Below are 23,486 nucleotides of genomic sequence, written 5' to 3'. Positions count from 1 at the left end.
TTTTCCGGCTCGTTCTTGCGATTCTCTGTGCGGTCATTCCTGCCGAGAATTCTCGATACGTGCCCGCATCGAGAAAGGTTCTGAATGAACCGCGCAGGACGCACGAACGACCGTTATTCCCGCACCCGTACCGGTGGCTCCGCCGGTTCCGGTGGTTCCGGTGGCTCCGGCGGGAACAGCCGCTTCCGCTCGGGCTCGGCCCCGAGCCGTTCCGGTGGTACGGGCCGTTCCGGCGCCCCCGGCCGCTCCGGCGGGTACGGGCGTCGCCCGGCCGCGCAGCAGGGCGAGTTCGCTCTTCCGGTCACCATCACCCCGCCGCTGCCGCCGGCCGCCACCTTCGCCGAGCTGGACCTGCCGCCCGCGCTGCTCTCGACGCTCACCAGCCTGGGCATGATCGAGCCGTTCCCGATCCAGTCGGCCACGCTGCCGAACTCGCTGGCGGGACGGGACGTCCTCGGCCGCGGGCGCACCGGCTCCGGCAAGACGCTCGCCTTCGGACTGGCGCTGCTCGTCCGCACCGCGGGGCTGCGCGCCGAGCCGCGTCAGCCGCTCTCCCTGGTCCTCGTCCCCACCCGCGAACTGGCCCAGCAGGTCACCGACGCGCTCACCCCCTACGCCCGCTCGCTGAAGCTGCGGCTGGCCACGGTCGTCGGCGGTATGTCGATCGGCCGGCAGGCCAGCGCGCTGCGCGGGGGTGCGGAGATCGTCGTCGCGACCCCGGGCCGGCTCAAGGACCTCATCGAGCGCGGCGACTGCCGGCTGGACCGGGTCGGGATCACCGTCCTGGACGAGGCCGACCAGATGGCCGACATGGGCTTCATGCCGCAGGTCACCGCCCTGCTCGACCAGGTGCGCCCGGAGGGTCAGCGGATGCTGTTCTCGGCCACCCTGGACCGTAACGTCGACCTGCTGGTCCGCCGCTACCTCCACGACCCGGTGGTCCACTCGGTCGACCCCTCGGCGGGTGCCGTCACCACGATGGAGCACCACGTGCTGCACGTGCACGGCGCCGACAAGTACGCGACCACGACGGAGATCGCGGCCCGCGACGGCCGGGTGATCATGTTCCTGGACACCAAGCACGCCGTCGACCGGCTCACCGAGCACCTGCTGAACAGCGGAGTACGGGCCGCCGCGCTGCACGGCGGCAAGTCCCAGCCGCAGCGCACCCGTACGCTCGCCCAGTTCAAGACCGGACATGTCACGGTGCTGGTGGCCACCAATGTCGCGGCCCGTGGCATTCACGTCGACAACCTCGACCTCGTCGTGAACGTCGACCCGCCCAGCGACCACAAGGACTACCTGCACCGCGGCGGCCGTACCGCCCGGGCCGGTGAGTCCGGCAGCGTGGTCACCCTGGTGCTGCCCAACCAGCGCCGTGAGATGAGCCGGCTGATGGCCGACGCCGGAATCACCCCGCAGACCACCCAGGTCCGTTCGGGCGAGGCCGAGCTGAGCCGTATCACCGGCGCCCAGGCTCCGTCGGGCGTTCCGGTGGTCATCACCGCGCCGGTGACCGAGCGCACGGGACGTGGCACCTCGTCGTCCCGTGGCCGTGGTCCGGCGCGGGGCCGTCGCTCCTCCGCCGCCTCCCGGGCGCGTACCGAGCGCTCGGCTCGCTGACCGCCGGTCGCCCGCCGGTCAGGAGCCCCCGCCCGTCAGTCGCGGGCGGGGGCTCCTGACAGCAGCGCCGACGCGGTCTCCAGCGGGCTGAGCGGGGTGGCGGGCTCGGGCTCCGCGGTGGCCCGGCAGGTGAAGCCGAGGCGCGTCAGCGCCCGGGTCACCTCACCGGCGGTGAAATCACGCCGGTCCTGACGGGTGATCACTTCGCCGACCTGCTTCACGGGGTAGACCCGGCGCCCGATGACCACGGACTCACCCGTGACAGGTTCGGGCTTGATGCCCTTCATCGCCTGCTGCACCTCGCTTTTGACGAGTTCGAAGGGGAAGCGGGCGATGACGCAGCGCATAATGCCTCGGCAAGAAGTAGGAAAAACCCGGAGACCCCAGCATCCCACAGGAGAGGCCGTTCGGGAGGCCGCTGCTTTGCCCCGGTCTCTTTGAATAACGCGGAAAGCCGCCGCGAACGGGATTCCGGAAAACGCGCGGCTTTCCTTTTCGCCGTCAGCCCTCCGTGGGGTGCTCCGCCTCGGGCGGCCGGTGGGTCTGGCGCACCGTGATCCGGCGGCCGGTGACCCGGGCCGGCGTGACGGCGACCCACAGCTCGCGTTCTCCCCCGGCCCACGGCTCGCTGTGTGCGAGCTCGTCCAGAGCGCGTACGGCGTCGGGTTCGGTGACGGTACGGGCGTCCCCGACGACCAGCACGTTCCATCCCTGGCTCAGCGCGTCGTCGAACCGGTCCACCTCGAAGGCGACTTCGCGGCCCGCCGCCGCGGCGGGGAGCGCGTCGGGCGCCGTTCTGTACGTCACGTCGCCCTGGGCGACCAGGTAGTTGACCGGGACGATGGCGGGGCCTTCGTCCGTGGTCACGGCCACCCGGCCCACGCCGTAGGTGTCCAGCAGGGCGCGGCATTCCTCGGCGGACAGCTCGGTGAGCTCCGGATGGTAGGCGGCCTTGCCGATTCCGGGCGGCAGGTCCGCCGTTCCCCCGGTGAGCTCCGCGACCGTCGTGTCCAGCGCGTTGGCCAGCCGCAGCAGGAATCCGGTGGCCGGGGTGGCGGGGTTCTCCTCCACGTACTGGATGTAGCCGGGCGCCGAGCCCGCGCGCTCGGCGACCTCCTCCCGGGTGAGCCCGAGCTGCTCGCGGCGGGCCGCCAGCCGTCGGCCGATGTCACCGCGCTGGGACATCCGGCCGGCCCCCTCGGGCCCCCGCAGCGGACTCTCCGACATGAGGATCCTCTCCTGGTCGCGGCAGCTACGGCGGCCACCGTAACGACCACACCAGCACCCGGGCCCCGGGGCAAGCGCGGGAACTCGTCCCGTGGGCGCGGCGGGGCCCCGCCGCCGGGCCCCGCCGCGCCCACGGTGGGCCCCGGCACGGTCCGGAACCTGCTCGCTTATCCGGCGGGCGTTGGGTCCATCAGGTGACCCGCCCGCTGACGCCGCGCGGTACGGGCCCGTACCGCGCGGCGTCAGCGGGCGGCCGCGGTCTTCTCGGCGAGCCTCTGGAATTCGCCCAGGTCATAGTTGGCGAGCGTGGAGTCCAGGTTGGTCAGCGCGCCCAGGTGTTCCACGAACCCCTGCGGGTCGTACGCGATCTGGAGTGCGACGCGGCTGGTCGTGTCGCTGAGGCGGTGGAAGGTGACGACGCCCGCGTGGTGCACGCCCTCGGTGGTCCTCCAGGCGATCCGGTCCTGCGGGATCACCTCGGTGAGTTCCGCGACGAAGTGTTTCTCCGCGCCGGGGAGAGACAGCTGCCAGGCGAAACGGCGTTCGTCGATGGGGTCGACGCGCTGGACATGGCTCAGGAAAGCCGGCCAGCGCGTGACATCGCTCCACAGGTCCCAGCTCACCGCTACGGGGGCGTCGATGTCCACGGTCTCCAGCAGGGAGGACGACATGAGTGCTGTCCTTTCGTCGGTGAGGTGCTCGTCTCCTGCGGCTACCCGGAGAGCTGCCGCGTACCCGGCCGGGATCCCTGGTGTCGCCTCTTCGGTGGAAACCCGGCCGAAGAGCCGCGACGGCCGCCCACGCCTCCCTACCATGGCCAAAAGCCTTAATTCCGGGCCTTTTCAGCGGCATCAAGGAAAGAGGGACGCGATGAGCCCCCACGGATCCGCACTCCTGGACTGGCTCACCCGGAAGCTCAGGCCCAGGCCCCCGGTCCCGTCCCCCACCGTCCCGCCGCCCACCGTCCCGTCCTCGGAGGGGCGGCCGCCGCCGCTGGGCCGGGCGCCCCGGCTGACGGCCGACTTCTCGTCCCGGGAGCAGTGGGTCGCGGGCCGTTCGTGGGCCTATCCGGACGGCGGCCCGGTCAATCCCGGGGACGACAAGCTCGACCACCTGGTGCCGGACGCGTCGTACAGCCGCGGCGGCGTCTTCCGGGCCTCGCTCCGCCCGGACGGCGACTGGGACACGGGGCTGCTGACCACCGAGGGCAGCGCCGAAGGATTCACCCTGCGCACCGGCGACGTTCTCGACGCCCGGGTCCGGCTGCCCACCGAGACCGGGGCCTGGCCCGCGATCTGGACGTGGCGGGACGGCGGCAACGAGATCGATGTCTTCGAGTACCATCCCGACCATCCCGACCTGCTGGAATTGTCGAATCATGTGCGGGGCGGGCAGCGTTATTACACCCACCCGTCGATCAGGCCCGGCGCGTGGCTGGAGCTGAGGGTGGAATTCGGGGCGAGGTCCGTCATCTGGTGGGTCAACGGCGTCCGCGCTTTCGCCGACGGTACGGGTGTGGGCCCCGACTGGAGCGCCTGTCTGATCGTGAATCTCTCCGTCTGCGCCGGCGGCTACCACCCCGCGCCGGATCCGGCCGTGACAGCGATGTCGTACAAGGTCGCCTATCTGCGGGTGTACGGCTCCTGACGTGGCTCCTGACGTGCGGGCCTCGGGCCCGTACGCAAAACTCGAAAGAATGAACGATGACGATCGGGACACGACCACGACGGCGGGCCGGGGCGAGGGCTATCTGCCGATCGCCGAGCATGGTCTGATCGGGGATCTGCGGACCGCGGCGCTGGTGGGGACCGACGGCCGGATCGACTGGTTCTGCGCTCCCCGCTTCGACTCCCCCAGCGTCTTCGCCTCACTGCTCGACACCCGGCGGGGTGGTTTCTGGGAGATCACGCCGGTGTGCGAGGTCGCCAAGCGCCATCAGTTCTACTTCCCCGACACCAACATCCTGATCACCCGGATGCACACGACCGACGGGATCGTGGAAGTCCAGGACTTCATGCCGATCCTGCGCGAACGGGACCCGGAGCACCGGCAGCGGCTGGTGCGCCGGGTGGTCAACGTACGAGGGCAGATGCGGATGGCGGTGCGGGTCGCGCCGCGCATGAACTACGGCCGCGATCCGCACCGGCTGGAGCGGATCGCGGAGGGCGTCCGGTTCACCGGCGAGACGCTGACCCTCACGATGCGCGCCACCATCGGCCTGGAGGTCGACGACACCGACGCCTTCACGGACTTCGTGATCGACGAGGGGGAGACGGTGCTGTTCGTCCTGGAGACGGCCGTCGAGGAACACGAGAGAGCGCACACGGGCCGGCTCCAGGCGTCGGCCGCCGAGGAGCTCTTCGAAGCCACCGTGGCCTTCTGGCGGCGCTGGGTCAGCCAGTCCAGCTACACGGGACGCTGGCGGGAGATGGTCCACCGTTCGGCGCTGACCCTGAAGCTGCTGACCCACGAGCCGACCGGTGCCTTCGTGGCCGCGCCGACCCTCGGGCTGCCCGAGCAGGAAGGGGGCGCGCGGAACTGGGACTACCGGTACGTCTGGATCAGGGACGCCGCGTTCTCCCTGTACGCGCTGTTGCGGCTGGGGTTCACGGAGGAGGCCGAGGCGTTCATCCGCTGGCTGGCCGACCGGCTCCACGAGGCGACCGACGGCGACGTGGGGCCGCTGCGGGTCATGTACTCGATCGACGGGCACGCCCATCTCCCCGAGGAGGTCCTCGGGCATCTGGAGGGCTACCGGGGCTCGTATCCGGTGCGTACCGGCAATGACGCCAGCGGCCAGCTCCAGTTGGACACCTACGGCGAACTGATCGACTCGATCTATCTGTTCAACAAGTACGGCGCCGGTATCTCCCACGAGAGCTGGACCGATCTGTGCGGCATCCTCGAATGGCTGCTGGAGCACTGGGACAGCACCGACCAGTCCATCTGGGAGACCCGGGCCGGGCAGCAGCATCACACGTACTCGCGGCTCATGTGCTGGGTCGCGGTCGAGCGCATGGTCAGGATGGCCCGGCAGCGCGGTCTGCCCGGCGACCTGTCCCGCTGGATCTCCGTACGGGACCGGATCTACCACCAGATCATGGAGCGCGGCTGGGATCCGGTGGGCCGTACCTTCGTGCAGCGCCTCTCGGCCGAAACCGGCCGTCCGCCGGAGAACATCCTGGACGCGTCCGTGCTGCTGATGCCCATGGTCAAATTCATCTCGCCGGTCGATCCGCGCTTCCTGTCCACCGTCGACGCCATCGGCCGGCGGCTCGTGGTGGACAGCCTGGTGTTCCGTTACGACCCGGAGCAGGCCCCGGACGGTCTCGACGGTACCGAGGGCACCTTCTCCATCTGCTCGTTCTGGTGGGTCGAGGCGCTCGCCCGCACCGGTGAGGTGGAACAGGCCCGGCTGGCGCTGGAGAAGATGTTCACCTACGCCAACCCCGTAGGGCTGTACGCCGAGCAGATCGGGCTCACCGGGGAGCACCTGGGCAACTTCCCGCAGGCGTTCACGCACCTCGCCCTGATCAGCTCGGCGATCAACCTGGACCGCGCGATGGGCTGAGGGGTTGGGGGCTGCGGGCTGGGAAACGCCGGGGGCTGAGGGGTTACCGCCTCCAGGGCGCGCAGGCCGCACCCGCCAGCACGAGGGCGACCAGGTCCTCGGCCACGGCCGCCGGCCGGTCCGGGCGGCCGCGCTCGTGCACCGCCCGTCGCCAGCGCGCTCCGCCGTGGGCGCCGCCGGCCGCCGCCAGCGCGCCCACCACGGCGGCGAGGGCCACCGGCGTCTCCCCCGGCGGGCGCCGGGACAGCGCGGCGGCGGCGAGTGCGCCGAGCAGCAGCCGGGGCACGAATCCCGGAGGGCTGAGGCGGCTCGGGGTCGAGGGCAGTTTGTCGGCGACCAGTTCACCGGCGGCGGCCACGGCGGTGATCCCCTTGGCCCACGCGCCCGCGAACAGGGACGCCGGGCGGGCCGTCTCGCCGGGGCGGGTCGTGAGCGCGACCGCGGCCGTCCCCCACTGGCTGCGCAGTCCGGAGACCACCCCCACCAGGACCACCCGCGCCAGGTTCTCCGGCGCGCTCGTGCGCGGACCGGGCCGGACCCGGACGGCCGGGACCTTCAGGCGTACCACCGGCAGGGCGCCCGCCATCGCGCCACGAACAATTTTCCGGATCATGCTGCGCTGAGTCCCCCCGCGCACCCCGGCGCTAACGGAACCGGGCGTGCGGTCACCCCGATGCCCGCCGGACCGGTCCGTGCGCCGCACCACCGCTTCCGCGTGCCGACGTGCGCGGCGGGAGGCCGGGGTGAAGCATGGCGAAGGGGCACCGGATCCCCGCCTGGAAGAATGGAGCGCACCAGAGCCATGCCGGCGTCACCACATGCCGTATCCGGAGCCCCGTGCTGGGTGAGTCTGATGGCCAGGGATCTCCGGGCCGCCCAGGACTTCTACGGCACGGTTCTCGGCTGGACCTACCGGACCACATCCCTGGGCGACGAATTCCGCGTCGCCCTCGCCGACGGGTCGCCGGTCGCCGGGATCGGAGCACTCGCACCCAGTCTGCGGGCCGCGGTGGCCTGGACCCCGTACTTCGCCGTCGACGACGCGGACATCACCGCCGCCCGGGTCCGGGAACGGGGCGCCACCGTCGCGGTGGGCCCGCTCACCATGAACACCGGCCGCGCCGCGCTCGCGGCGGACCCGGACGGCGCCGTGTTCGGCTTCTGGGAGGGCAGGACCATCCCGGACTGGTCCGTGGGGCGGGGCAGCGGGCCCACCCGGCTGGAGCTGCGTACCCGGGACGCGTTCGCCGCCGCCATCTTCTACGCGGAGGTCTTCGCCTGGGGCTCGGAGGAGCGGGACAGCCCCGAGGTCCATTACGAGGACGGCCAGGTGCTGGTGCGCGACGGTGCGCGTACGGTCGCGGCGCTGCGGGGCGGGGCGATCGAGAGCGCCCCGGATCCGCAGGTCAGGCCGCGCTGGCAGGTGTTCTTCCGGGTCGCCGACGTGGAGGTGGCCGTCGACGCCGCCACGGGGGCCGGCGGCGTCGTCGTCGTCCCGCCCGCGCCCGCGCGTTCCGGGCGCGGCCGTGAGGCCGTCCTGCGCGATCCCGACGGAGGTCTTTTCGCCGTCACCACGGTCACCCCCGAAACCGCCGTCTGACCCTGTCGGGCGGTTCCGCTCCACTGAGCCTTTGGGAGGAAGCACGTGGTGTCTGTCCACCGCCTTTCCCTGGAGCCCGTGCTGCTGCGATTGGATGAGGCGAATGGACCACATCACGTTTCTTGTGGGAGCGGTGATCGTGACCGCTCTGGCGTTCGACTTCACCAATGGATTCCATGACACCGCGAACGCGATGGCGACGTCGATCGCCACCAAGGCGCTGCGCCCCAAGGTCGCCGTCCTGATCAGCGGCGTACTCAACCTCGCGGGCGCGTTCCTCTCCACGGAGGTCGCCCGGACCATCTCCGGCGGCATCGTGAACGACAGCCTGGTCACACCGGGGATGATCTTCGCCGGTCTGATCGGTGCCATCATGTGGAATCTGGCGACCTGGCTGCTCGGACTGCCGTCCAGTTCCTCGCACGCCCTGTTCGGGGGGCTGATCGGCGCCGTGTGGGTGGGCGCGGGGCGGCGGGGAGTCCATTTCGACGAGGTGGTCGACAAGATCATCCTGCCGGCCGTCGCGTCCCCGCTGGTGGCCGGTCTCGCCGCGCTGCTGGCCACCTACATCGCCTACCGGGTCACGGCCCGGGGCCGGGAGGCCTCGGTCGACCGGGGCTTCCGGCTCGGGCAGATCGCCTCCGCCTCCCTGGTCTCGCTGGCGCACGGCACCAACGACGCCCAGAAGACCATGGGCGTCATCACCCTCACCCTGATCTCGGTGGGCGCGCTCGGGGCCGGCTCGGGGCCGCCGCTGTGGGTGATCGGTTCCGCCGGACTGTCCATCAGCCTCGGTACGTACCTGGGCGGGTGGCGCATCATCAGGACCATGGGCAAGGGGCTCGCCGACATCCGGGCCCCGCAGGGCTTCGTCGCGGAGTCGTCCGCCACGACCGTGATCCTGACCTCCGCGCACCTGGGCTTCGCCCTCTCCACCACGCAGGTCTGCGCCGGCTCCATCCTCGGTGCCGGGCTCGGCCGGAAACTGGCGGAGGTCCGCTGGGGCATCGCGGGGCGGATGGTCATCTCCTGGTGCGTCACGCTCCCCGCCGCCGCCGCCGTCGGGGCGCTCGCCGCCGTCGTGGTCGTGCACGGCGGAACCGCCGGCATCATCGTCGTCGCCCTGGCGGCCGCCGCGGTGGCGACCTTCATCGTGATCATGTCCCGCCGCAATCCGGTCACCTCGGGCAACGTCAACGACGAGAACACCGTGAGCGTCCGCTCCCGCACCGCCAAAGCGAACGTCGTCTGAAAGGGAGAGTCCGCATGGCTCTGCACTGGAGCGGGCTGGGTGAAGTGGCCCTCGTCAGCGTCGGCACCACCGTGGGTGTCGTGACCGTCTTCGCCCTGGGCGTGCGCCTCCTCGCGTCCAGGGAGCCCGCCGGCGCCGGTACTCCCCCGGCGGGACGGGTGAGAGCCGGCCGGCCGACCGCGCTGTCGAAGGCCGTCGCCGGACTGTGTTTCCTCGCCTGCGGCGCGGTGATCGGCTACGGGCTCTATCTGCTCGTTCCGCAGCTCCACTGAGCCACCGGGGGCGGCCGGCGCCCGCCGTGCGGTCACCCCCGCGCGGCGATCATAGGACCATCGCGCACTTACCCGGGCCCGCCCGCGTCGGTTATCCAGGTAGGGAAGCTCGTCACTTGTGCGCGTACTCCTTCCTGGAGGTCTCGCCGGAATCCCCAACGAGGAGGGGATGATGGATACCGCTACATCAGTCTCCGACGGCAGTACGGCCGCCGGAACAAGCGAAGAAGAAGACCCCACGGTCCATATTCTCTGGATCAACGCGGGTCTGAGCTGCGACGGCGACTCCGTGTCGCTCACCGCGGCCACCCAGCCGAGCATCGAGGAGATCGCCCTCGGTGCCCTGCCGGGACTGCCCAAGGTGGCCGTTCACTGGCCCCTCATCGATTTCGAGTGCGGGCCCGTCCAGGGCGCCGACAATTTCATCGAGTGGTTCTTCAAGGCCGACCGCGGAGAGATCGAACCCTTCGTGCTGGTCGTCGAGGGATCCATTCCGAACGAGGCGATCAAGAGCGAGGGCTACTGGTCGGGATTCGGGGACGACCCCGAGACCGGTCAGCCCATCACCACCAGTGAGTGGATCGACCGGCTCGCCCCCAAGGCGCTGGCCGTCGTGGCGATCGGCACCTGCGCGACGTACGGCGGGATCCACGCCATGGAGGGCAACCCCACCGGCGCGATGGGCCTGCCCGACTATCTCGGCTGGGACTGGAAGTCCGGTGCGGGCATCCCGATCGTCTGCATCCCCGGCTGCCCGGTGCACCCGGACAACGCCTCGGAGACCCTGCTGTACCTGCTCTACCAGGCGGCCGGCTCCGCACCGATGATCCCGCTCGACGACCAGCTGCGCCCCACCTGGCTGTTCGGTGCGACGGTGCACGAGGGATGCGACCGGGCCGGCTACTACGAGCAGGGCCAGTTCGCGGCCGCGTACGACTCGCCGCAGTGCCTGGTGAAACTGGGCTGCTGGGGGCCGGTGGTCAAGTGCAACGTCCCCAAACGGGGCTGGATCAACGGTGTCGGCGGCTGCCCCAACGTCGGCGGCATCTGCATCGCCTGCACCATGCCGGGCTTCCCGGACAAGTTCATGCCGTTCATGGACGAACCCCCGGGCGGTCATGTCTCGGCGGCGGCCAGCGGCGCGTACGGCAAGGTCATCCGCCGGCTGCGCGGCGTCACGGCCAGGACGGTCGACAAGGAACCGAAGTGGCGGCACAAGGGCGAGAAGGTCACGTCCGGCTACCACCCCCCGTGGTGAGCCTCCCGTGGTGAGCCACGGCCCGTCGCCGGCCCCGACCGGCCGGTCCTACGGCGGAGTACGGCAGAGCAAGTCCCCCCACCGTTGAGGAAGGTGCGCACCCCATGGCGCCGACGACGAAGCAGGCCGATGACGGCAGTGGGCTGATGGAGATGTCCTGGGATCCGATCACCCGGATCGTGGGCAGCCTCGGCATCCACACGAAGATCGACTTCAAGCAGAAGCGGGTGGCCGAGTGCTACAGCACGTCGTCCGTCTTCCGCGGCTACAGCGTCTTCATGCGGGGCAAGGACCCGCGCGACGCGCACTTCATCACCAGCCGCATCTGCGGTATCTGCGGCGACAACCACGCGACCTGTTCGGTGTACGCGCAGAACATGGCGTACGGCGTGAAGCCCCCGCACCTCGGCGAGTGGATCATCAACCTCGGTGAGGCCGCGGAGTTCATGTTCGACCACAACATCTTCCAGGAGAACCTGGTCGGGGTGGACTACTGCGAGAAGATGGTCCGCGAGACCAACCCCGGCGTGCTGGAGCTGGCCGAACGCACCGAGGCGCCGCACGCGGGCGACCACGGCTACCGCACCATCGCCGACATCATGCGCTCGCTGAACCCGCTGGAAGGCGAGTTCTACCGCGAGGCGCTGCAGGTCAGCCGCACCACGCGGGAGATGTTCTGCCTGATGGAGGGGCGCCACGTGCACCCCTCCACGCTCTACCCGGGCGGCGTCGGGACCGTGGCCACCATCCAGCTGTTCACGGACTACCTGACCCGGCTGATGCGCTACGTGGAATTCATGAAGCGCGTCGTCCCGCTCCACGACGACCTGTTCGACTTCTTCTACGAGGCGCTGCCCGGGTACGAGGAGGTCGGCCGGCGCCGGATCCTGCTGGGCTGCTGGGGCGCGCTCAACGACCCCGAGCACTGCGACTTCACGTACGAGAACATGTCCGCCTGGGGCCGGCGCATGTTCGTCACGCCCGGGATCATCGTCGACGGGAAGCTGATCACCAACGACCTCGTCGACATCAACCTCGGCATCCGGATCCTGCTCGGCAGCTCGTACTACGACGACTGGGCGGGCCAGGAGAAGTTCGTCGACCGCGACCCGCTGGGCAACCCCATCGACGCGCGGCACCCGTGGAACCAGCACACCATCCCCGCCCCGCAGAAGCGGGACTTCGCGGACAAGTACAGCTGGGTGATGTCCCCGCGCTGGTTCGACGGCACGGACCACCTCGCGCTGGACACCGGCGGTGGCCCGCTCGCCCGGCTGTGGTCCACCGCCCTCTCCGGGCTGGTCGACATCGGCGGCTACGTGAAGGCCACCGGGCACAGCGTCCAGATCAACCTGCCACGCACGATGACCAAGCCGGAGACCAGCTTCGAGTGGCAGATCCCGAAGTGGAGCAACACCCTGGAGCGCAACCGCGCGCGGACCTACTTCCAGGCGTACGTGGCCGCCGCCGCCCTGCACTTCGCCGAGCAGGCGATGGAGGAGATCCGCACCGGCCACACGCAGACCTGGGAGAGCTTCGAGGTGCCGGACGAGGGGCTCGGCGTCGGCTTCACCGAGGCGGTGCGCGGGGTGCTGTCCCACCACATGGTGATCAGGGACGGCAAGATCGCCAACTACCACCCGTACCCGCCGACCCCGTGGAACGCCAGCGTGCGCGACTCCTACGGCACGCCGGGCCCGTACGAGGACGCGGTGCAGAACACGCCGATCTTCGAGGAGAACCCGCCGGACACGTTCAAGGGCATCGACATCATGCGGGCCGTGCGCAGCTTCGACCCGTGTCTGCCCTGCGGTGTCCACATGTACGTGGGCGGCGGAAAGACCATCGAGGAGACCCACATGCCCACCGGGCTCAGCGGGTTCGCCGGCTAGGCCCTGTCCGGGCGGTCTCCGCCGGACCCGGCGGAGACCGAGCGGCCAGAACCTGAGCCGCGACCACACGGAAGTTCCGCTCCACCGAGGTCCATGGGGACGGCCACCGCACCGGGGGCCGTCCCCCCACCGGAGGAAAGGCACCGTGACATGGCGGCAACCAAGGAGCAGGAGGCGGGCGAGCACATCGCCGCGCTGCTCGACGAACTCGGCAGGTCGATGGGTCCGTCGGGGCGTGATCTCGCGGACGAACTCGTGCACAGCATCGTCGAGTTCTACGGGACCGGCCTGGCCAGGATCGTGGAGCTGCTGGACGACGCGCCGGACGGCACCTCGCCGCTGGACGTGCTCGGCGGCGACGAGGTCGTCGGCGGGCTGCTCGTCCTGCACGATCTCCATCCCGAGGACACCATGACCCGGGTGGGGCGGGCGCTGGACGAGGTCCGACCCTACCTGGGCTCGCACGCCGGTGACGTGGACGTCGCCGGGATCGAGCCCGGCGGGGAGGACGGGGACGAGGGCCAGGTCCTGCGGCTGCGGCTGCGGGGCAGCTGCGACGGCTGCCCGTCCTCCGCGCAGACCGTGCGCTGGACGATCGAGGAGGCGGTGACCCGCCGCGCCCCCGAGATAGCGCGGGTGGAGGTCGAGGGCGTGGCGGAGGAGAAGCCGGAGCCCAAGCTCCTCCAGATCATGTCCCGGCCGCCGGGCGACGCCGCCGCACCGTCGGACGACGCCACCGGGCCGCCGGCCGGGAGCGCCGCGCCGGCCACGGGCGGCGACGCCCCCGCCGAGTGGCATCCGCTGGCGGGAGCGCCGTCCCTCGCCGACGGCGAGAGCGCCGTGTGCGAGGTGGCGGGCACGCCGTTGCTGCTGGTCCGGCTGCCGGGCAACCTCTACGCGTACCGCGACCACTGCCCCGCCTGCGCGGGCCGGCTGGGCGAGGCGGGGGTGGACGGCGACCGGCTGCGCTGCCCGTCCTGTGCGGCGGAGTACGACATCCGCCGGGCAGGACAGGGCGACCGGGGCCATCTGGACCCCGTACCGCTGCTGGAGGAGAACGGTTTCGTCCGGGTGGCGCTGCCCGGCGTCCTGACGGCGGTGCGGCCATGACCGCCGGGTCCGCCCCGATCGGGGGCGCCTTCACCGCCGGAGCACCAGCCTCCGGGACTCCGGCCACCGGGGCTCCGGCCGCCGGACCCGGTCCCGGGGGGCTGCGGGGATTCACCCGCCGCCCGCCGCCCGCCGAGGAACGGTGCGAGCTGTGCGCGGAACCCCTGCCCGGGGAGCACCGGCATCTGGTGGACAGCCGCAAGCGGTCCCTGATGTGCGCCTGTACCGGCTGCTATCTGCTGTTCACCCGTCCCGGCGCCGGCGCCGGCCACTTCCGGGCGGTACCGGACCGGTATCTCGTCGACCCCGCCTTCACGCTGGACGAGGAGAGCTGGAACCGGCTCCAGATACCGGTGGGGCTCGCGTTCTTCTTCCGCAACTCCGAACTCGACCGGCTGGCCGCGTTCTACCCCAGCCCGGCGGGTGCCACCGAGAGCGAACTGGACCCGGAGACCTGGCGGGAGGTCCTCGGCCACAGCCGGCTGGCGAATCTGCTCCAGCCCGACACCGAGGCGCTGCTGGTACGGCGCGAACGCGGCGCGGGCGGCGGCGGCGAGGACGGCGCGGACACGGGTGAGTGCTATCTGGTGCCCGTCGACGCCTGCTACGAGCTGGTGGGCCGGATGCGGCTGCACTGGCAGGGATTCGACGGCGGCGCCGAGGCCCGCGCGGACCTGGCGGAGTTCTTCGCCCGCGTCCGGGCGGCGGCCCGCCCGCCCCGGGAGGACACCACAGAAGGAGCGCACCACGGTCGTGAGGAGGGGTCATGACCGACCTGACGTTCTCCTGCGTGGACGTACGGCCCGAACCGTACGGCTCGGGACCGACCCTGCTGTTCCGGCTGCGCATCGAGGCACCCGGGGGCGCGAGCGTCCACGCCGTCGCCCTGCGCTGCCAGATCAGGATCGAGCCCGTGCAGCGGCGTTACGCACCGGCCGAGGTGGAGATGCTCGGCGATCTCTTCGGCGAGCCGGACCGCTGGAGCACCACGCTCAAGCCGCTCCAGTTTGCCCACGCCTCGGTGACCGTGCCCGGCTTCACGGGCGCCACCGAGATCGATCTGCCGGTGGCCTGCACGTACGACATGGAGGTGGCCTCGGCGAAGTACTTCCGCGCGCTCGCGGACGGCGAGGTGCCGCTTCTCCTGCTGTTCTCCGGTTCGGTCTTCACGGGTGAGCGGGGCTTCATGGCCGAGCCGATCCCCTGGCACAAGGAGGCCGGTTTCCGGATGCCGGTGAAGGTCTGGCAGGACATGATCGAGCAGTACTTCCCGGGCTCCGGCTGGCTGCGGGTACGCGACGACTGCCTGGAATCCCTGCGGCGTTACCGCTCGGAGCGGGCCCTGGCCTCATGGGAGCAGGTCTTCGAGGAACTGCTGCGGACCGCCGCGCCGCCGGCGACGAGCGGCAGCGGCAGCGGCAGCGGCAGCGTCGGCATCCGTACCGCGACGGGCGGCGGATCCGGCACCGGGCGAGGAGGACCCTCATGACGGAGGACACCGCACCCACCACCGACACAGCCGGTACCACCGGCACCACCGGCACCACCGGCACCACCGATGAGGTGGCGGCGGGCTTCACCGAAGCCCGCCGGGTGGCCGACGCCCTGCTGTTCGAGGGCTACGTGCTCTACCCGTACCGCGCCTCGGCGCGCAAGAACCAGCTGCGCTGGCAGTTCGGCGTACTCGTGCCGCCCGCCTGGCAGGACCAGCAGGGCGAGCACACGGAGCAGCGCACGGAATGTCTCCTGGAGCCCCGCCGCGCCGACCGGCTGCTGGCCGAGCTGCGGTTCCTCCAGGTGCGCCGCCGCACGGTCGAGTGCCCCTCCCCGGACGGCGAGGGCTGGGCGGAGGTGCCGGAACTCGAACTCGACGACCGGGTGCTGGTGCCCTGGGACGAGGGCGGGGAGGAACGGATCGACGTGGAGGTGCCGCTCGACCGGCTGCTCGCCGGCGAAGGGCACACCGTGCGGTTCGAGCGTCCCGGCGGCGTGGAGTACGAGCCCGTCCACGACGGCGCGGAGCAGGACGGCGCCGGTCCGGACAGCGCTTGTCCGGACGGCGCGGGGCGGGTCGTCGGGCGCCTGGTGCGGCGCAGCCGGCCGCTGGCGGGCGAGGTCGAGCTGACCGCGGAGCCGCTGCCGGGCCCGTACGGGGCGCTGCGGCTGACCGCGACCGTCCGCAATGTGTCGGGCTGGGCGCCGGACCGGCGGGAGAGCGCCGATCGCGAAGCGGCCCTGCCGCACAGCCTGATCGGAGCGCATCTGCTGCTGGGGCTGCCCGGCGGACGCTTCCTGTCGATGACGGACCCGCCGGAGTGGGCGCGGCCCGCCGCGCGGACCTGCCGCAATGAGCACACCTGGCCGGTGCTGGCCTGTGCGGGGGGACGGGACGATGTCCTGCTGTCCTCGCCGATCATCCTCGACGACCATCCTTCGGTCGCGGCGGAGAGCCCCGGTCCGCTCTACGACGCCACCGAGATCGACGAGATCCTCTCCCTGCGGACCGCCGCTCTCACGGACCGGGAGAAGCGCGAGGCGCGCGGGACCGACGCGCGGGCCGCCGACGTGATCGATCTGGTCGACGGGATGCCGGCCGAGGTCATGGAGCGCCTCCACGGGGCGATCCGTGGTCTGCGCGAGGTGACGGGCGAGTCGGACCGGGCGCCGGACACGGATGCCGGCCGGGAGAGCGCGATGCCCTCCGCCGGTCTGCGGCTGCCCACCGGACCCGATCTGCCGTGGTGGGATCCGGCCCAGGACGCCGCCTCCGAGCCGGGGCAGGAGACCGTGACCGTCGACGGGCGGTTGCTCGGGCCTGGCAGCCGGGTCGTTCTGCGGCCGGGGAAGCGCCGGTCCGACGCGCAGGACATCTTCCTGGACGGGCATCCCGCGACGGTCGAGGCGGTACTCCAGGACTTCGACGGCGAGACCCATATCGGGGTCACGGTGGACGGGGATCCGGGCACCGACGTACGCCGTCAGCAGGGCCGGTTCCTGTACTTCCGGCCGGACGAGGTCGCCCTCGCCGACCTGGTGGACCCCGCCGACCCCGCCGACGCGTCCGCGCCGGCTCCGGAAGAAGGGGCGGCCTGACATGGAATCCGTACCGCATGGAACCCGACCCGAACGGACCCTGGTCGCGGGCATCGGCAATATCTTCCTCGGCGACGACGGCTTCGGGGTGGAGACCGTCGGCCGGCTGACCGGACGGCCGCTGCCGCCGGGCGTCGATCTGATGGACGCGGGCATCCGGGGCGTCCATCTGGCCTACCGGCTGCTCGACGGCTACCGCAGGCTCGTCCTCGTCGACACCGTCGACCGGGGCTCTCCCCCGGGCACCGTCCACGTCATCGACGTCGACCCGGCCGCCGTCGGGACCGCGCCCGCCGCCGCGCTGGACGGGCACGGCATGGACCCCGCGTCGGTACTGCGGCTGATGCGGGAGCTGCACACGCAGGCCGGCGGCACGCTGCCCGAACAGGTTCTGGTGGTGGGCTGCCAGCCGCTCACCGCCGAGGAGGGGATCGGGCTGAGCGAGCCGGTGTCCGCCGCCGTCGGACCGGCGGCGGACCTGGTCCTCGATCTCGTACGACTGCCGCCGGGGACTCTTCCCCACGCGCACCCGGGCGCCACCGGGCACGACGAAGGAGATGAACGAGATGCACTCGATCAAGGCGACGCATCACGCCAAGGACACGGACCTGACGTGGCTGTGGGTGACCGCGGGAGTGGTCACCGCGGGGGTGGCGTACGGGACCGCGAAATCCGTCCCGGACCTGCGCCGCTACCTGCGGATGCGGCGGATGTGAGGCTGACGGGACGGTGACACCGGGCCTGGCCGGGCGTCACGCGGGTCCCGTGGCCGGCGGGTGACCGGTCAGCGGCCGTACCTCGTTGTCGGCGAGCTCCGGCCCGTTCAGCTGGACGTAGCGCTCCAGGAAGAGATGCAGCGTGGCGTGCAGTTCACCCAGCCGGACGAACCACAGCGCCAGACTCATCGAGCCCGCCGGGGTGATCTCGTACTCGCGGCGGGCCGGGCCGGAGGCGGAGGCCCGCCACTGGGAGGAGATATGGCCGCACTTCTCCATACCGCGCAGCAGCCGGTACACGTGTGCGGATTCGGCCTCGGCCCAGCCGAAGGCTCCGAGCCGCTGGGTCAGTTCGTACCCGTGTCCCGGGCGCTCGGCGAGCAGCAGCAGGATGACGGGGTTCATCAGCGCCCGTCGTTCGGTGTCATGCGTCGTCATGGCAGGAGTCTCCTGACGTGGCCGTGCGACGGTGCCGCTCGTACCTTTTTCCACGCTAACCAGCCCTGAGCGGGCGGGCCAGCCGTCGCTTGTCGCCGGAACGAGGTGAGATCCGTGCATGAACTGTCCATCGCCACCGCCGTGGTCGCCCAGGTGGAGGAAGCCGTACGGGCGAACGGGGGCGGGCACGTCTCGTCACTGCGGCTGCGGATCGGCGAACTGGCGGGCGTCGTACCGGAAGCGCTCCGCTTCTCCTTCGGCCTGGCGGGCGAGGGCACCGTTCTGGAGGGCGCGCGGCTGGAGGTGGACACCGTCCCCGGCCGGGCCCGGTGCGCCGCGTGCGGCCGGGAGAGCGAGGTCGGTGTGCCGCCGATGCTGTGGTGCGAGGAGTGCGCCCGCCCGCTGACCGAGCTGTTGTCGGGGCGCGAGCTGGAGATCGCCGAGGTCGTCCTCACGGATTCCTCGGATGCGGCTCACGGGGTCAACGGCGACGATCGAGGTACGCCCGAGGAGGCAACCCATGTGCCGAGTGGTTGATCTGCGTCAGGCCGTACTGGCCAAGAACGACGCCAGCGCGCTGGAACTGCGTGAGCATCTGGCCGCGCGGGGCACGGCGGAGGTGAATCTGCTGTCCAGCCCCGGCAGCGGCAAGACGGCCCTGCTGGAGCTGCTGCTCGCCCGGGCCGTCGCGGCGGGCACGTCCGTCGCCGCGGTGACCGCCGATCTGGCCACCGAGAACGACGCGCAGCGCCTCGCGCGCGCCGGAGCACCCGTCAAGCAGGTGCTCACCGACGGGCTCTGCCATCTGGAGGCCGGGATGCTCCGGGGCCATCTGGACGGCTGGCTCCCGAAGGGCACCCGCGTGCTGTTCGTGGAGAACGTCGGCAATCTCGTCTGCCCCGCGTCGTACGACATCGGGGAGACCCTGCGGATCGTGCTGGGGTCGGTGACGGAGGGCGAGGACAAGCCGCTCAAGTACCCGACGGCGTTCGGCCTCGCCCATCTGGTGGTCATCACGAAGACCGATATCGCGGCGGCGGTCGAATTCGACGGGGAGGCGTTCCACCGGAACGTCCAGCAGGTGAATCCGGGGGTGCCGGTGCTGGAGACCTCGGCGCGGACCGGCGCCGGGGTGGACGAGCTGCTGGCCTTCATCCTCGGGTGCGCCGATGGGATCCCCGTCCACCAGCCGGTGCTGGCGCATCAGCACGAGCGGTATCTGCACCACCGTCACGAGCACGAGGGCGACGACAGCGCCGACAGCGCCGACGGCAGCGACAGCCACGGCGACCACAGCGACCACGACGGCCGGCACCACCACGACGGCGGTCCTGACGGCCCCGCACATCCGGCGACCGCCGTGCGCGGAGCGGCTCAGGCGCCATGACGCGACCCGTCACCCTCGCGTCGTCGTCCACGGCTTCACCGGCTTCCGGCACCTGTCCTCCCGTACCCCCCGGCGCGCGCGGCGTCCCGCGCGAACGCCGTCATGTCGTGGTGCGCGGGGTCGTCCAGGGTGTCGGTTTCCGGCCGTTCGTGTACACGCTCGCCAGCGAGCTGGGCCTGACGGGGTGGGTCACCAACAACGCGGACGGGGTCGAGACGGAGGTGGAGGGACCGGCCCCGGACGTGGTGGCGTTCTGCGCGCGGCTGGCCGCCGACGCGCCGCCGCTCGCCGTGGTGGAGTCGGTGCGGCACCGGAGTGTCCCGGCGGCCGGGGGCAGCGGGTTCACCATCCGCCCTTCGGCCGGCGGCCCCGGCCGCACCCTGGTCTCCCCCGACATGGCGGCCTGCGACGCGTGCCTGGCCGAGCTCGCGGACCCGGCCGACCGCCGCTACCGTCACCCCTTCATCTGCTGTACGCACTGCGGGCCCCGGTTCACCGTCGTCACGGGGCTTCCGTACGACCGGGCACGGACCACGATGGCCGGCTTCCCGCTCTGTGCCGACTGCGCCCGGGAGTACGAGGACCCGGCGGACCGGCGCTTCCACGCCCAGCCGCTCGCCTGCCCCGCCTGCGGCCCCCGGCTGAGCCTGGTCACCGGGGAGCGTGGCACGCCCGCGCCGACGGGCGAGGACGCGCTCGCCGAGGCGCGTCGGCTGCTGGCGGCGGGGGCCGTCGTCGCGGTCAAGGGGCTGGGCGGCTACCACCTCGCCTGCGACGCCTCCGACCCCGTCGCCGTACGGACGCTGCGCGAGCGCAAGAACCGGGGCGCGAAGCCGTTCGCGGTGATGACGGGTTCCCTGGAGACGGTGGAGCGGCTCGCCTTCACCGGTCCCGAGGAGCGCGCTCTGCTGCTCGGCCGGCGGCGGCCCGTCGTGCTGCTGCGCCGCCGCGCCGGCGCTCCCCCGGTCGTCTGCGCCGAGGTGGCGCCCGGCAGTCCCGATCTCGGTGTGCTGATGCCGTACACCCCGCTGCATCAGCTGCTGCTCGGCCTGCCCGGCGATCCGGAGGGTCCGCCGGTGCTCGTGATGACCAGCGGCAACCGGTCCGGTGAGCCCATCGTCACCGACGACCGGGAGGCGCTGACCCGGCTCGCCGGTCTGGCGGACGCCTGGCTGACGCACGACAGGCCGGTGCGTGTGCCGTGCGACGACTCGGTGGTGCGGATCGTCGACGGCCAGGAACTCCCGGTGCGCCGCTCGCGCGGCTACGCCCCGCTGCCGGTCGCCCTGCCCGTTCCCGTGGAACCGGCGCTCGCGGTCGGCGGGGATCTGAAGAACACCTTCTGTGTCGCGGAGGGCGGATATGCCTGGCTGTCCGCGCATGTCGGGGACATGGACGATCTGGCGACGCTGACCGCCTTCGAGGCCGCCGTCGGGCACCTGTCGGAGCTGACCTCGGTGGTTCCCCGGGTGCTGGTCGCCGACCGGCACCCGGGATACCGCTCCGCCCGGTGGGCCGCCCGCAGCGCCCGGGGCCGCCCGGTGCGGCACGTGCAGCACCACCACGCGCATGTGGCGTCCGCGATGGCCGAGCACGGTCTGGACGGCTCGGCCCGGGTGATCGGGGTGGCGTTCGACGGCACCGGGTACGGCGACGACGGCGCGGTCTGGGGCGGTGAGGTGCTGCTGGCGGACTACGACGGCTTCGAGCGGTTCGCCCAGCTGGCGTACGTCCCGCTGCCCGGCGGCGACGCGGCCGTCCGCAACCCGTACCGCATGGCGCTGTCCCATCTGCGGGCGGCGGGCGTGGCGTGGTCGGACGATCTGCCGTGTGTCACCGCGTGCCCCCCGGGCGAACGGCTGCTGCTGGAGCGGCAGCTCGAACGGTCCGTCAGCTGCGTGCCCACCTCCAGCATGGGACGGCTGTTCGACGCCGTCGCGTCGCTCGCGGGCATCTGCCACCGGGTGGAGTACGAGGCGCAGGCGGCCATGGAGCTGGAGAACGCGGCGGTGGCGGCCGGGGATCCCTGTCCCGGTGGCGGGCGGGGGGAGCGTTACCGGTTCGCTCTGCTGCCCGGACCGGCCGGCGGCGCGGCGCTGGTGGCCGATCCCGGCCCGGTGCTGGCCGCCGCCGCCGCCGACGTACGCGCGGGGGCGGAGCCCGGGGTGGTGGCCGCGCGCTTCCACGGCGCGGTCACCCGTCTGGTGCACGACCTGTGCCGGGCCGCCCGTGACCGTACGGGACTGGCCACCGTGGCCCTGACCGGCGGGGTGTTCTGCAACGCCCTGCTGAGCGCCGGCTGCGCGCGGCCGCTGGCGGAGGACGGATTCACCGTGCTGCGGCATCGCAGGGTGCCGCCGAACGACGGCGGGCTGGCGCTGGGCCAGCTGATGGTGGCCGCCCGAGCCGCCCCCTGCCCTCCCCGCACTACCACCCCCACCTGACGTCTGACACCTGACACCTACGGAGGAAGCATGTGCCTTGCTGTGCCCGGCAGAGTGCTGGACATCGAGGAGCGCGACGGGACCCGGATGGCACACGTCGACTTCGGCGGAGTCGTCAAGGAGGTCTGTCTGGAGTACGTGCCGGAGATGCGGGTGGGTGACTACGCGATCGTGCACGTCGGCTTCGCGCTGCAGCGGCTCGACGAGGAGTCCGCGAAGCAGACGCTGGCACTGTTCGAGAATCTGGGCGTCCTGGAGGAGGAGTTCGGGGACCCGTGGGGGCGGGCCGCGAAGGAGGCGGGCGCCGACCGTCCGGGCGGCACGCCGTCACCCGGAGGCACGCCGTCACCCGGAGGTCCGGCCTTTCCGCCGAAACCGGACGCCGCCCGGCCCGCCACCCCCAATTCCGACCTCCCGAAGGAGCCGCTCCGATGAAGTACCTGGACGAGTTCAGCGATCCCGACCTGGCCCGCCGGCTCTTCGACGACATCCGGGCGACCGTCACCCGCCCCTGGGCGCTGATGGAGGTCTGCGGCGGCCAGACCCACTCGATCATCCGCCACGGCATCGACCAGCTGCTGCCGGACGGCATCGAACTCATCCACGGGCCCGGCTGCCCGGTCTGCGTGACGCCGCTGGAGACCATCGACAAGGCGCTGGAGATCGCCTCCCGTCCTGACGTGATCTTCTGTTCCTTCGGCGACATGCTGCGCGTGCCGGGCAGCGGCCGGGACCTGTTCAAGGTCAAGAGCGAAGGCGCGGACGTACGGGTGGTCTACTCGCCGCTCGACGCGCTCACGATCGCCCGGGAGAACCCGGACCGTCAGGTGGTCTTCTTCGGGATCGGGTTCGAGACGACGGCCCCGCCCAACGCGATGACCGTCTACCAGGCGATGAAGCTCGGCATCGAGAACTTCAGTCTGCTGGTGTCGCACGTGCGCGTCCCCCCGGCGATGGACGCCATCATGAACTCACCCGACTGCCGGGTCCAGGCGTTCCTCGCCGCGGGCCACGTCTGCACCGTCATGGGCCTCGGTGAGTATCCCGAGATCGCCGAACGGCACCGTGTGCCCGTCGTCGTCACCGGCTTCGAGCCGCTGGACATCCTGGAGGGCATCCGCCGGGCCGTGCGCCAGCTGGAGGCCGGCGAACACACCGTAGAGAACGCCTACCCGAGGGCCGTCCAGGCGGAGGGCAGCCCGGCCGCCATGGCCATGCTCGACGATGTCTTCGAGGTCACCGACCGGGCGTGGCGCGGCATCGGCATGATCCCGGCGAGCGGCTGGCGGCTGGCGCCCAAGTACCGGCACTACGACGCGGAGTACCGCTTCTCGGTCACCGGCATCCACACGGAGGAGTCCACGGTCTGCCGCAGCGGCGAGGTGCTGCAGGGGCTGATCAAGCCGCACGAGTGCGAGGCGTTCGGCACGGACTGCACCCCGCGCAATCCGCTCGGCGCCACGATGGTGTCGAGCGAGGGCGCCTGCGCCGCGTACTACCTGTACCGCAGGCTGTCGGCACCGGACCCGGCGGCCGTCGCCGGTACGCAGGAAGAGGTGACTTCCGTTGGCTGACACGACCGGGATCCGGGAGAGCGAGGCGG

General features: G+C 71.7%; 23 protein-coding genes and 1 pseudogene. 19 read left to right on the top strand and 5 right to left on the bottom strand.

The features are described from left to right. Positions 1–84 precede the first annotated feature (84 nt). Positions 85–1,623 (top strand): DEAD/DEAH box helicase, encoded by a 1,539-nt coding sequence (locus ACIBAE_RS17430; RefSeq protein WP_399285784.1) that lies wholly within the window; start codon positions 85–87, stop codon positions 1,621–1,623. 35 nt (positions 1,624–1,658) lie between these two features. Here ACIBAE_RS17430 and ACIBAE_RS17425 read toward each other — a convergent pair whose 3' ends face one another. The 3 genes from ACIBAE_RS17425 to ACIBAE_RS17415 form a co-directional block, all read right to left on the bottom strand. Continuing rightward, the gene (locus tag ACIBAE_RS17425; protein WP_399285782.1) at positions 1,659–1,970 is read right to left on the bottom strand and encodes an SCO5918 family protein; all 312 of its coding nucleotides are present in this window, start codon (positions 1,968–1,970) and stop codon (positions 1,659–1,661) included. Between the two features lie 154 nt (positions 1,971–2,124). Then, positions 2,125–2,850: a helix-turn-helix domain-containing protein gene (locus ACIBAE_RS17420; protein ID WP_399285780.1), complete on the bottom strand. Its 726-nt coding sequence runs from the start codon at positions 2,848–2,850 to the stop codon at positions 2,125–2,127. A gap of 242 nt (positions 2,851–3,092) precedes the next feature. Beyond that, positions 3,093–3,521, bottom strand: a complete 429-nt coding sequence (locus ACIBAE_RS17415) for an SRPBCC family protein (RefSeq protein ID WP_399285778.1) — start codon at positions 3,519–3,521, stop codon at positions 3,093–3,095. Positions 3,522–3,720: 199 nt separating this feature from the next. On the opposite strand from ACIBAE_RS17415, the gene ACIBAE_RS17410 reads away from it, so the two are divergent. Both ACIBAE_RS17410 and ACIBAE_RS17405 read left to right on the top strand, forming a co-directional pair. Beyond that, on the top strand, positions 3,721–4,497 hold the full coding sequence (locus ACIBAE_RS17410; RefSeq protein WP_399285776.1) for a beta-glucanase: 777 nt from the start codon (positions 3,721–3,723) through the stop codon (positions 4,495–4,497). 49 nt (positions 4,498–4,546) lie between these two features. After that, entirely contained in the window at positions 4,547–6,421 is a 1,875-nt protein-coding gene (locus ACIBAE_RS17405; RefSeq protein ID WP_399285774.1) for a glycoside hydrolase family 15 protein, read from the top strand. 43 nt (positions 6,422–6,464) lie between these two features. Here the strand turns inward: ACIBAE_RS17405 and ACIBAE_RS17400 are convergent, their stop codons facing one another. Next, positions 6,465–7,034, bottom strand: a complete 570-nt coding sequence (locus tag ACIBAE_RS17400) for a hypothetical protein (RefSeq protein WP_399285772.1) — start codon at positions 7,032–7,034, stop codon at positions 6,465–6,467. A 240-nt stretch (positions 7,035–7,274) separates the two neighbouring features. On the opposite strand from ACIBAE_RS17400, the gene ACIBAE_RS17395 reads away from it, so the two are divergent. The 11 genes and pseudogenes from ACIBAE_RS17395 to ACIBAE_RS17345 all read left to right on the top strand — a co-directional run bounded on the left by ACIBAE_RS17395 (position 7,275) and on the right by ACIBAE_RS17345 (position 17,614). Further along, complete coding sequence (locus tag ACIBAE_RS17395; protein WP_399285770.1) at positions 7,275–8,021, top strand: VOC family protein; 747 nt, start codon at positions 7,275–7,277, stop codon at positions 8,019–8,021. 103 nt (positions 8,022–8,124) lie between these two features. Further along, positions 8,125–9,273: an anion permease gene (locus ACIBAE_RS17390; RefSeq protein ID WP_399285768.1), complete on the top strand. Its 1,149-nt coding sequence runs from the start codon at positions 8,125–8,127 to the stop codon at positions 9,271–9,273. 14 nt (positions 9,274–9,287) lie between these two features. Then, positions 9,288–9,545, top strand: coding sequence for a hypothetical protein (locus ACIBAE_RS17385; RefSeq protein ID WP_399285766.1), 258 nt, complete (start codon positions 9,288–9,290; stop codon positions 9,543–9,545). A 172-nt stretch (positions 9,546–9,717) separates the two neighbouring features. Continuing rightward, positions 9,718–10,803, top strand: coding sequence for a hydrogenase expression protein HypE (locus ACIBAE_RS17380; protein WP_399285820.1), 1,086 nt, complete (start codon positions 9,718–9,720; stop codon positions 10,801–10,803). Between the two features lie 104 nt (positions 10,804–10,907). Beyond that, entirely contained in the window at positions 10,908–12,695 is a 1,788-nt protein-coding gene (locus ACIBAE_RS17375; RefSeq protein WP_399285764.1) for a nickel-dependent hydrogenase large subunit, read from the top strand. A gap of 150 nt (positions 12,696–12,845) precedes the next feature. Beyond that, positions 12,846–13,805: a NifU family protein gene (locus ACIBAE_RS17370; protein ID WP_399285762.1), complete on the top strand. Its 960-nt coding sequence runs from the start codon at positions 12,846–12,848 to the stop codon at positions 13,803–13,805. Then, positions 13,802–14,575: a DUF5947 family protein gene (locus tag ACIBAE_RS17365; RefSeq protein ID WP_399285760.1), complete on the top strand. Its 774-nt coding sequence runs from the start codon at positions 13,802–13,804 to the stop codon at positions 14,573–14,575. The genes ACIBAE_RS17370 and ACIBAE_RS17365 overlap by 4 nt, the downstream gene beginning before the upstream one ends. Further along, positions 14,572–15,294 carry a DUF6084 family protein gene (locus ACIBAE_RS17360; protein WP_399285758.1) on the top strand — a complete coding sequence of 241 codons (723 nt, stop codon included), beginning with the start codon at positions 14,572–14,574 and terminating at the stop codon, positions 15,292–15,294. The genes ACIBAE_RS17365 and ACIBAE_RS17360 overlap by 4 nt, the downstream gene beginning before the upstream one ends. Then, positions 15,291–16,898: a hypothetical protein gene (locus ACIBAE_RS17355; protein WP_399285756.1), complete on the top strand. Its 1,608-nt coding sequence runs from the start codon at positions 15,291–15,293 to the stop codon at positions 16,896–16,898. The genes ACIBAE_RS17360 and ACIBAE_RS17355 overlap by 4 nt, the downstream gene beginning before the upstream one ends. Before the next feature lies 1 nt (position 16,899). Further along, positions 16,900–17,379, top strand: a pseudogene (locus tag ACIBAE_RS17350) (hydrogenase maturation protease); the annotation flags it as partial. A 76-nt stretch (positions 17,380–17,455) separates the two neighbouring features. Continuing rightward, the gene (locus ACIBAE_RS17345) at positions 17,456–17,614 is read left to right on the top strand and encodes a DUF6893 family small protein (RefSeq protein WP_399285818.1); all 159 of its coding nucleotides are present in this window, start codon (positions 17,456–17,458) and stop codon (positions 17,612–17,614) included. A 36-nt stretch (positions 17,615–17,650) separates the two neighbouring features. On the opposite strand, the gene ACIBAE_RS17340 is transcribed toward ACIBAE_RS17345, so the two are convergent. After that, the gene (locus tag ACIBAE_RS17340) at positions 17,651–18,052 is read right to left on the bottom strand and encodes a helix-turn-helix transcriptional regulator (RefSeq protein WP_399285754.1); all 402 of its coding nucleotides are present in this window, start codon (positions 18,050–18,052) and stop codon (positions 17,651–17,653) included. 114 nt (positions 18,053–18,166) lie between these two features. Here ACIBAE_RS17340 and ACIBAE_RS17335 point away from each other — a divergent pair, with 114 nt between their 5' ends. The 5 genes from ACIBAE_RS17335 to hypD are packed head-to-tail and all read left to right on the top strand — an operon-like array spanning position 18,167 to position 23,457. Next, on the top strand, positions 18,167–18,589 hold the full coding sequence (locus tag ACIBAE_RS17335; RefSeq protein WP_399285752.1) for a hydrogenase maturation nickel metallochaperone HypA: 423 nt from the start codon (positions 18,167–18,169) through the stop codon (positions 18,587–18,589). Beyond that, a complete protein-coding gene (gene hypB / locus ACIBAE_RS17330) occupies positions 18,573–19,439 on the top strand; it encodes a hydrogenase nickel incorporation protein HypB (protein ID WP_399285750.1) in 867 nt (288 codons plus the stop codon). Before ACIBAE_RS17335 ends, hypB begins: the two co-directional genes overlap by 17 nt. Then, positions 19,436–21,883 (top strand): carbamoyltransferase HypF, encoded by a 2,448-nt coding sequence (hypF, locus tag ACIBAE_RS17325; RefSeq protein ID WP_399285748.1) that lies wholly within the window; start codon positions 19,436–19,438, stop codon positions 21,881–21,883. The genes hypB and hypF overlap by 4 nt, the downstream gene beginning before the upstream one ends. 30 nt (positions 21,884–21,913) lie before the next feature. Next, positions 21,914–22,318, top strand: a complete 405-nt coding sequence (locus tag ACIBAE_RS17320) for a HypC/HybG/HupF family hydrogenase formation chaperone (protein WP_399285746.1) — start codon at positions 21,914–21,916, stop codon at positions 22,316–22,318. After that, complete coding sequence (gene hypD, locus ACIBAE_RS17315; RefSeq protein ID WP_399285744.1) at positions 22,315–23,457, top strand: hydrogenase formation protein HypD; 1,143 nt, start codon at positions 22,315–22,317, stop codon at positions 23,455–23,457. Before ACIBAE_RS17320 ends, hypD begins: the two co-directional genes overlap by 4 nt. The last annotated feature ends 29 nt before the right edge of the window (positions 23,458–23,486 follow it).

Origin of the sequence: Streptomyces sp. NPDC051569, assembly GCF_044454085.1 — a bacterium.
Classification (GTDB): domain Bacteria; phylum Actinomycetota; class Actinomycetes; order Streptomycetales; family Streptomycetaceae; genus Streptomyces.
The sequence above is the reverse complement of the archived record's forward strand: the minus strand, read 5'-3'. Positions and strand labels throughout refer to the sequence as shown.